The 8,554-nt window shown below is 72.4% G+C and carries 6 protein-coding genes; all 6 read left to right on the top strand.

What is annotated here, in order from left to right; genetic code table 11:
- Window positions 1-285: 285 nt before the first annotated feature.
- Entirely contained in the window at window positions 286-864 is a 579-nt protein-coding gene (locus tag RIF93_RS15965) for an ANTAR domain-containing protein (RefSeq protein WP_309092439.1), read from the top strand.
- The gene (locus tag RIF93_RS15960; RefSeq protein WP_309092438.1) at window positions 861-1,769 is read left to right on the top strand and encodes a CmpA/NrtA family ABC transporter substrate-binding protein; all 909 of its coding nucleotides are present in this window, start codon (window positions 861-863) and stop codon (window positions 1,767-1,769) included. Before RIF93_RS15965 ends, RIF93_RS15960 begins: the two co-directional genes overlap by 4 nt.
- A gap of 220 nt (window positions 1,770-1,989) precedes the next feature.
- On the top strand, window positions 1,990-3,210 hold the full coding sequence (locus tag RIF93_RS15955; protein ID WP_309092437.1) for a nitrate/nitrite transporter: 1,221 nt from the start codon (window positions 1,990-1,992) through the stop codon (window positions 3,208-3,210).
- Between the two features lie 12 nt (window positions 3,211-3,222).
- The gene (nirB, locus tag RIF93_RS15950; RefSeq protein ID WP_309092436.1) at window positions 3,223-5,679 is read left to right on the top strand and encodes a nitrite reductase large subunit NirB; all 2,457 of its coding nucleotides are present in this window, start codon (window positions 3,223-3,225) and stop codon (window positions 5,677-5,679) included.
- Window positions 5,676-6,014: a nitrite reductase small subunit NirD gene (gene nirD, locus RIF93_RS15945; RefSeq protein WP_309092435.1), complete on the top strand. Its 339-nt coding sequence runs from the start codon at window positions 5,676-5,678 to the stop codon at window positions 6,012-6,014. The genes nirB and nirD overlap by 4 nt, the downstream gene beginning before the upstream one ends.
- On the top strand, window positions 6,011-8,554 hold a 2,544-nt coding region (locus tag RIF93_RS15940; RefSeq protein ID WP_309092434.1), incomplete at its 3' end, for a nitrate reductase. The genes nirD and RIF93_RS15940, both read left to right, overlap by 4 nt.

Raw genomic sequence — 8,554 nt, 5'->3', positions numbered from 1 at the left:
GCTCGCGGCGATCCCCGCCGACGCCCAGCCCAACTGGTCCGTCGCCCGGCTGATCGCCGCCATGGACCTGCAGCTGATCGAGGCGGCGCCCCACGCGGTCCCGCGCCTGCGCGGCGCCAACACGCCGGCCGAGCGGGCGGCGCTGCTGGCGGCCGGTCCGGACGGCGAGGGCGCCTGAAAACGCGGCGCCCGGTGGTCACGCGGCGGGCGCTGCGCGTCTGAAGACGGCCCGCGGACCAACGATGCGGTCCCTCCGCAGCGGAACGGCCGCTTACTCCGCCGGACATGCGCGTGCTCGTCGTCGATCCCGACCCCGCCCGGGCGGCCCTCGTCGCCGAAGGCCTCGCCGGCGTCGAGCCGTTGGAGGTGCGGCGGGTCGCGGTCTTCGACCCCCAAGCCGCGACCGCCTTCGCGCCCGACGTGATCGTGGTCGCCTCCGACAGCCCCGATCGCGACACCATCGACAGCCTGCGCGAGGCCACCGCCGCCAATCCGCGCCCGGTGGTGATGTTCGTCGACCGCTCTGAACCGGGCCTCGCCGAACAGGCCGTCCGCGCCGGCGTATCCGCCTATGTGGTGGACGGCCTCGCGGCCGCTCGCGTCCGCTCCGTGCTGGAAGTGGCCATGAGCCGTTTCCAGCTGATGAACCAGCTGCGCCAGGACCTCGAGAAGGCCAAGGCCGACCTCGCGTCCCGCAAGACCGTCGAACGCGCCAAGGCCCTCTTGATGAAGGAGCGCGGCCTGGACGAGGAGGCGGCCTACCGGTTGTTGCGCAAGCTTTCGATGGACACCGGCCGGCCGCTGGGCGCCGTCGCCGCCGACCTCCTGGCCTTCGCCGGCGTGCTCAAGGGAGGTGATGCATGAAGCTCAAGCTGGGCTTTGCGCCCCTCACCGACAGCGGCCCCGTGATCGCCGCCCAGGCGCTGGGCTTCTTCGCCGACGAGGGCCTGGAGGCCGAGCTCTCCCGGGAGGTCTCCTGGGCGACCATCCGGGACAAGGTTGCGCTGGGCGTGCTCGACGGCGCCCACCTGCTGGCGCCGATGGCCCTGGCCGAGCCCGGCGCGCCCATCGTCGTTCCCCTGACGCTGGCGCGGGGCGGAGCCGCCATCACCCTCTCGTCCCGCATCCCCGGCGAGGACGCGCTGAGCCTGGCCCGCCTGATCGCGCGCCGCCGTAACGAGGGCGCCAGTCCGCTGACCCTGGCCATCGTCTACCCGTATTCGGTCCACAACTACCTGCTGCGGAGCTGGCTCGCCGAAGCGGGGGTCGATCCTAGGGCCGATGTCCACATAACCGTCGCTGCGCCCTCTCGCATGGCCGAGCTGCTGGCGGCCGGCGTCATTGAGGGCTTCTGCGCCGGCGAACCGTGGGGCCCTGCGGCCCAGGCGGCGGGCGCCGGTCGCGTCGTGGTCCGCGTGGGCGAGGTGTGGCCCGTCGCGCCCGACAAGGCCCTGGGCTTCGGCCGCGACTGGGCGCAGGCGGATCCTTCGCGGCTGCAGGCGGTGTTGCGGGCCGTGACCCGCGCCACGGCCTGGTGCGCCGAGCCGCGAAACCGCGACGCGCTGGCCCACCTGCTCGCCGAGCGCCTGGAGCTTTCCGCCGAAGTCGTGTCGCCTGGCTTGGCGCACGTGGCCTTCGACGCCCGACCCGCCAACCGCGCCGAGGCGGCCTGGCTGCTCGGCCAGATGCGCCGCTGGGGCCAGCTGGACCCGGGCGCCGACCTGCGCGCCTGCGCCGAGGCGGTGTACCGCCCGGACCTCTGCGCCTGAATTAGGCAGGCCGCACCCGCCGGCGCCGGGATTTCGCGCTGCAGCATGATTTCGCTCCGGTCCCGCTTGGCCGGCGCGTGACGGGCCGCCGCCACCGCGGTCTCCTCCACCTCAGGCCCAGGACAACGGCGTTCGCGGCTCCGGACCGGCTCGACGACGAGCCTCACCGAACCCTCGGCGACGCCGCCTCACGTCCACATTCGATCAGGGCCTTCCCGCAATGGTCAGCCGTTCGTTCCTCAAGTCCGGCCACACGCCGACGCTGTTCTCGGCGTTCCTCTACTTCGACCTGTCGTTCATGGTCTGGGTGCTGCTCGGTCCGCTGGGCGTCGCCATCGCCAAGGACTTCGGCCTGACCCCCGCCCAGAAGGGCTTCATGGTCGCCGTGCCGGTCCTGTCCGGCGCGCTGTTGCGGCTGGTCGCCGGGGTCCTCGTCGATCATATCGGGCCCAAGCGCACCGGCCTCATCGGGCAGCTGCTCGTGCTCGCCGGCCTCGCCGCGGCCTGGCTGATCGGCGTGAACGACTACAACCAGGTCCTGGCGCTGGGCGTCTTGCTGGGCGTCGCCGGCGCCTCCTTCGCCGTGGCCCTGCCGCTGGCGTCGCGCTGGTATCCGCCCGAGCACCAGGGCCTGGCCTTGGGCATCGCCGGCGCCGGCAATTCGGGGACGGCGCTCGCCGCCCTGTTCGCGCCGGGGCTGGCCCAGGTGTTCGGCTGGCAGAACGTGGTGGGCCTCGCGGCCCTGCCGCTGGCGGCGGCGCTCGTGGTCTACGCCATGTTCGCGAAGGACGCGCCGAACCGCCCGCCGCCCAAGCGCCTCGCTGAGTACCTCGACGTGCTGAAGGTCAGGGACGCCTGGTGGCTGATGGGCCTCTACAGCGTCACCTTCGGCGGCTTCGTCGGCCTCTCGTCCTCGCTGACGATCTACTTCAACGCCGAGTACGGCCTGCCCGCCGTCACCGCCGGATTCTTCACCGCCGCGTGCGTGTTCGCCGGCTCGTTCCTGCGGCCGGTGGGCGGCGGCCTGGCCGACCGCTTCGGCGGCGTGCGCACCCTGTCGGTTGTCTATGTCCTCGCCGCCCTTGGCTTGGCGCTGGCCAGCTTCCAGCAGCCCAGCCCGTGGCTGGCGCTCGCCTTCATGATCTTCAGCATGAGCGTGCTGGGGATGGGCAACGGCGCGGTCTTCCAGCTCGCGCCCCAGCGCTTCGGCCGCGAGATCGGCGTCGTCACCGGGCTCGTCGGGGCAACCGGCGGGATCGGCGGCTTCTACCTGGCCTCCAGCCTCGGCTGGGCCAAGCAGGTCACCGGCTCGTACCAGCCCGGCCTGCTCGCCTTCGCCGGCCTCGCCCTCCTGGCGCTGGTCGGCCTCACCGGGGTCAAGGCGCGGTGGCGCCGGACCTGGCCCGAATCCGCCGGCGCCGGCGCGGGTCTGCGGCTCTAGGAGTAAGCGTCCATGTCCAGGGAAAAGCTCGTGGTCATCGGCAACGGCATGGCCGGCTGCCGCGCGGTGCAGGAGGTCCTGAAGCGGGACCCCGGCCGCTACGAGATCGCCATCGTCGGCGCCGAGCCGCGGGTGAACTACGACCGGATCATGCTCTCGCCCGTGCTGGCGGGCGAGAAGACCTTCGCCGACATCGTGCTCAACGACGAGGCCTGGTACCGCGACAATGGCATCGCGCTACACCCCGGCCGCCGGGCGGAGGTCATCGATCGCGACGCCCGGGTGGTTCGCGGCGAGGGTGGCCTGGAGCTCGCCTACGACAAGCTGATTCTGGCCACCGGCTCCGATCCGATCCGCCTGCCGTTGCCGGGCGCGGATCTCGATGGCGTCGTCACATTCCGCGACCTCGATGACGTCGACGCCATGATCGCCGCCTCGGCCAGGCCGGGCGCCAAGGCGGTGGTGATCGGCGGCGGCCTGCTGGGCATCGAGGCGGCCTACGGCCTCGCCCGCCGAGGCATGGCGGCCACGGTCGTCCACCTGATGGACGTGCTGATGGAGCGCCAGCTGGACGCCTCGGCCGGCTTCCTCCTCACCCAGGCCATGGCCGAGCGCGGCGTGGAGACGGTGCTGGAAGCCCAGTCCGAGGAGATCCTCGGCGAGAACGGCCGCGTGTCGGGCCTGAAGCTGAAGGACGGCCGCGTCCTGCCCTGCGACGTGCTGGTGATGGCGGTCGGCATCCGGCCCAACGCGACGCTCGCCCGCGCCGCCGGCCTGGAGGTGAACCGCGGGGTCGTCGTCGACGACGCGCTGACGACCTCGGATCCCGCCATCCACGCGGTCGGCGAATGCGTCGAGCACCGAGGGCAGTGCTACGGCCTTGTGGCTCCGATCTGGGAGATGTGCCGCACGCTCGCCGACGCGCTCACCGGCCGCGCGGCGGCCTATGAGGGCTCAGTGCTGTCCACCCGGCTGAAGGTCTCGGGCGTCGACGTTTTCTCCGCCGGCAAGTTCGCGGGCGGCGACGGCTGCGAGGACATCGTGTTCCGCGACGCCGGCCGCGGCGTCTACAAGCGCATCGTCCTGGAGCAGGGCCGGGTCGCCGGCGCGGTGCTGTTCGGCGACGTGGCCGACGGCGGTTGGTACTTCGACCTGATGCGCTCGGGCGCCGCGGTCGCCGACATCCGCGAGACGCTGGTGTTCGGCCAGGCGGTGACGGAGGGCCTTCGAGGGCTCGACCCTAGCGCCGCCGTTGCGGCCATGGCCGATAAGACCGAGGTCTGCGGCTGCAACGGCGTCTGCAAGGGAACCATCGTCGAAGCGATCACCGGCCACGCTCTCAACACGCTCGAGACCGTGCGCGCCCACACCAAGGCGTCCGCCAGCTGCGGCTCGTGCACGCCCATCGTCGAGAAGATCCTGCAGGCGACGCTGGGAGACGCCTTCCAGGTCAGCACCGGCCCCAAGCCCGTCTGCGGCTGCACGGACAGGGGCCACGACGAGGTCCGCCGCCGTATCGTCGCAGAGGGGCTGAAGTCGATCCCGGCCGCCATGCAGGCGCTGGAGTGGTCCACGCCCGACGGCTGCGCCTCCTGCCGCCCGGCGCTGAACTACTACCTGCTGTGCGCCTGGCCGGGCGACTACCGGGACGACAAGCAGAGCCGCTTCATCAACGAGCGGGTCCACGCCAACATCCAGAAGGACGGCACCTATTCGGTGGTGCCGCGCATGTGGGGCGGCCTGACCAGCGCCGACGAGCTGCGCGCTATCGCCGACGTGGTCGACAAGTTCGCCATCCCGACCGTGAAGGTCACCGGCGGCCAGCGCATCGACCTCCTGGGCGTCAAGAAGGACGACCTGCCCGCCGTCTGGGCCGACCTGAACCGCGCCGGCATGGTCTCGGGGCACGCCTACGCCAAGGGCCTGCGCACGGTGAAAACCTGCGTCGGCTCCGACTGGTGCCGCTTCGGAACCCAGGATTCCACGGGTCTGGGCGTGCGGCTAGAGAGGTTCATGTGGGGCTCCTGGACGCCGGCGAAGGTGAAGCTCGCCGTCTCCGGCTGTCCGCGCAACTGCGCCGAGGCCACCTGCAAGGACATCGGCGTGGTCTGCGTCGACAGCGGCTACGAGATCCACGTCGGCGGCGCGGCCGGCCTGCATATCCGCGGGACCGAGTTGCTGACCAAGGTCGCGACCGAGGAAGAGGCCCTCTGGACCATATGCGCCGTCACCCAGCTCTACCGCGAGCAGGGCTGGTACCTCGAGCGGATCTACAAGTGGATGGATCGCGTCGGCCTCGACGCCATCCGCGCCGAGGTCTGCGACCCGGATCGCCGCGGCGCGCTGCACGACCGCTTCGCCTACTCGCAGAAGTTCTCCCGCATCGACCCCTGGGCCGAGCGCGTCGCCGGCCGCGACACCGCCGAATTCAATCCGCTCTCCCGCCGCCTGGAGTTCGCCCCCTCATGAACGCTCTCGTGAAGGACCCCACCGTCTGGACCGACGTGGGCGCGGTGACCGACATCCCCGCGCGCGGCGCCCGGCGTGTGCCGACGCCCGACGGCGACATCGCCATCTTCCGCACCGGCGACGGCCGGGTGTTCGCGCTCAAGGACGCCTGTCCGCACAAGGGCGGTCCGCTCAGCCAGGGCATCGTCCACGGCCACGCAGTGGCCTGTCCGCTGCACAACTGGTCCATCGACCTGGCCACCGGCCAGCCCATGGGCGCCGACCGCGGCAAGGGTTGCACGCCCGTCATCCCGCTGAAGGTCGAGGCCGGCCGGGTCCTCGTAGGCCGCGTGTGAAGACGGCCTGCCCCTACTGCGGCGTCGGCTGCGGCGTGGCGGCCGAGGCCGACGGCCGCGCACTGACGGTGGCGGGCGATCCCGCACACCCGGCGAACTTCGGCCGGCTCTGCTCCAAGGGAAGCGCCCTGGGCTCGACCGTCGGCCTTGAGGGCCGGCTACTGGCTCCGATAATCGGCGACCGGCGGGTGACCTGGCCTGATGCGGTCTCGCTGGTCGCCCGCAAATTCCGCGAGACCCTCGCCCGCCACGGACCGGACTCGGTGGCCTTCTACGTGTCGGGCCAGCTGCTGACCGAGGACTACTACGCCGCCAACAAGCTGATGAAGGGCTTCATCGGCTCAGGGAACATCGACACCAACTCGCGCCTCTGCATGGCCTCGGCCGTCGCAGCCCACAAGCTGGCCTTCGGCGCCGACCTTGTGCCGGGCTGCTACGAGGACCTGGAGCTCGCCGACCTCGTCGTCTTCTCGGGCCACAACGCCGCCTGGACCCACCCCGTCCTCTTCCGCCGCATGGAGCAGGCGAGGGCGCGCGGGCAGAGGCACGTCGTCATCGATCCGCGCCGCACCGACACCGCCGAGAGCTGCGACCTGCACCTCGCCATCGCGCCCCAGACCGACGTGCGGCTGTGGAACGGCCTCCTCGCCGACCTCATCCGCCGCGGCGCCGTCGACCGCGGCTACATCGCCGCCCACGTCTCCGGCTTCGCCGAGGTGGAGACCGAACTCGCCAACGCCGACCAGTCGGTCTGCGCCGTCGCGCGGGACTGCGGCGTGCCCGAGGCCGACCTCCAGGCCTTCTTCCGCCTGTTCGCCGAGACGCCGCGCACGGTCAGCCTGTTCTCCATGGGCGCGAACCAGTCCGCGCAGGGCGTGGCCAAGGGGCTCGCCATCCTCAACGCCCACCTGGCCACCGGCCGCATCGGTAAGCCGGGCGCTTGCCCGTTCTCGATCACCGGCCAGCCCAACGCCATGGGCGGCCGTGAGACAGGCGGCATGGCCACGACGCTTGCCGGCCACATGGACTTCGATCCCGCCGACCGCGCTCGGGTCCAGCGCTTCTGGGGCTCGCCCGGCATCGCCGAGCGGCCGGGCCTGAAGGCGATCGACCTGTTCGAGGCGATCCGCGCCGGCCGCATCAAGGCGCTGTGGGTCATGGCCACCAATCCGGCCGTCAGCCTGCCGGACGCCAGCCGCGTGCGCGAGGCGCTGGCCGCCTGTCCGTTCGTCGTCGTCTCCGACGTCATGGCCGAGACCGACACCGCCGCCTTCGCCCATGTCCGCCTGCCGGCGCTGGCGTGGGGCGAGAAGGACGGAACGGTGACCAATTCCGAGCGGCGTATCTCCCGCCAGCGCCGACTCTTCCCGCCGCCGGGCGAGGCGAGGGCCGACTGGCGGATCGTCGCCGATGTGGCGACCGCTATGGGCTACGGCGACGCTTTCGGCTGGCGCAGTCCCGCCCAGGTCTTTCGCGAGTGGGCGCGCCTCACCGCCTACGAGAACGCCAACCGCACCCTCAATCTCGGCCCGCTTGCGGCGCTCACGCCTGACGCCTACGACGCCCTGGAGCCCGTCCAGTGGCCCGTCACCGCCGCCGGCGGCACGCCACGCCTGTTCACCGACGGCCGCTTCCAGACCCCCGACGGTCGCGCGCGCATGCACCCGCTCATCGCCGCTGGGCCCGCCGACGCGTGCGACCCCGCCTGGCCGCTCGCGCTCAACACCGGCCGAGTCCGCGACCATTGGCACACGCTCACCCGCACGGGGCTTGCTCCCGAGCTATGCCGGCACACGCCCGAGCCCTATGTGGAAATCCATCCCGCCGACGCCGCCGCGCTGGGCGTCACCGAGGGCGCGCTCACCCGGGTCGCCACCCGTCAGGGCGAGGCTGTCGTGCTGGCCCGCCTGAGCGACCGCCAGCGGCCGGGCTCGATCTTCATGCCGATGCACTGGCCCGCGGCCTACGCGCCGCAGGGCCGCACAAATCCGCTGGTGGCCCCCCGCGTCGACCCGCGCTCTGGCCAGCCCGAGTTCAAGCACACCCCGGCGCGCGTCCGTCCTTATCGGGAGACCTGGCGCGGCTTCTTCATCGCGCCCGAGGCCTGGCGGGCGCCCAAGGGCCTGGACGTCGTCTGGCGCCGAACCCCGCAGCCCGGCTGCCAGCTTCATGAGTTCGCCGGCCGCGGGGACGCCGTCGACCGCGAGGCGCTCCGCCGCGCGCTGACCAAGGGCGCGGCGGCCGACGTCCTGCGCTTCGAGGATCCCGCTGCGGGCGCGCTGCGCGAGGCCTTCCTGGACGGCCGCGGCCGCCTGGATCGCGTGCTCTTCACGACGGCCGCCGGCGAGCTGCCGCCCCGTGACTGGCTGATCGAACTGTTCGCCGCCGAGACGCTCTCCCCCCTCGACCGGGCCGCCCTGCTGGTCGGCCGGGCGCCCGGCCGCCAGGTCGAATCTGGTCCCATCGTATGCGCCTGCCGGGGAGTCAGGGCGGCCCGGATCCAGGCGGCCGTCGCCGCGTCGGTGGCGGGGGCGACATCG

Source organism: Phenylobacterium sp. (genome assembly GCF_031181185.1).
Classification (GTDB): Bacteria; Pseudomonadota; Alphaproteobacteria; order Caulobacterales; family Caulobacteraceae; genus Phenylobacterium.
Note: the sequence above shows the minus strand (reverse complement) of the source record. Positions and strands in the feature narration are given on the sequence as shown.

Coding starts and splice junctions, on each gene's coding strand:
- RIF93_RS15965 (WP_309092439.1), top strand. CDS start 286: ATGCGCGTGCTCGTCGTCGATCCCGACCCCGCCCGGGCGGCCCTCGTC.
- RIF93_RS15960 (WP_309092438.1), top strand. CDS start 861: ATGAAGCTCAAGCTGGGCTTTGCGCCCCTCACCGACAGCGGCCCCGTG.
- RIF93_RS15955 (WP_309092437.1), top strand. CDS start 1,990: ATGGTCAGCCGTTCGTTCCTCAAGTCCGGCCACACGCCGACGCTGTTC.
- nirB (WP_309092436.1), top strand. CDS start 3,223: ATGTCCAGGGAAAAGCTCGTGGTCATCGGCAACGGCATGGCCGGCTGC.
- nirD (WP_309092435.1), top strand. CDS start 5,676: ATGAACGCTCTCGTGAAGGACCCCACCGTCTGGACCGACGTGGGCGCG.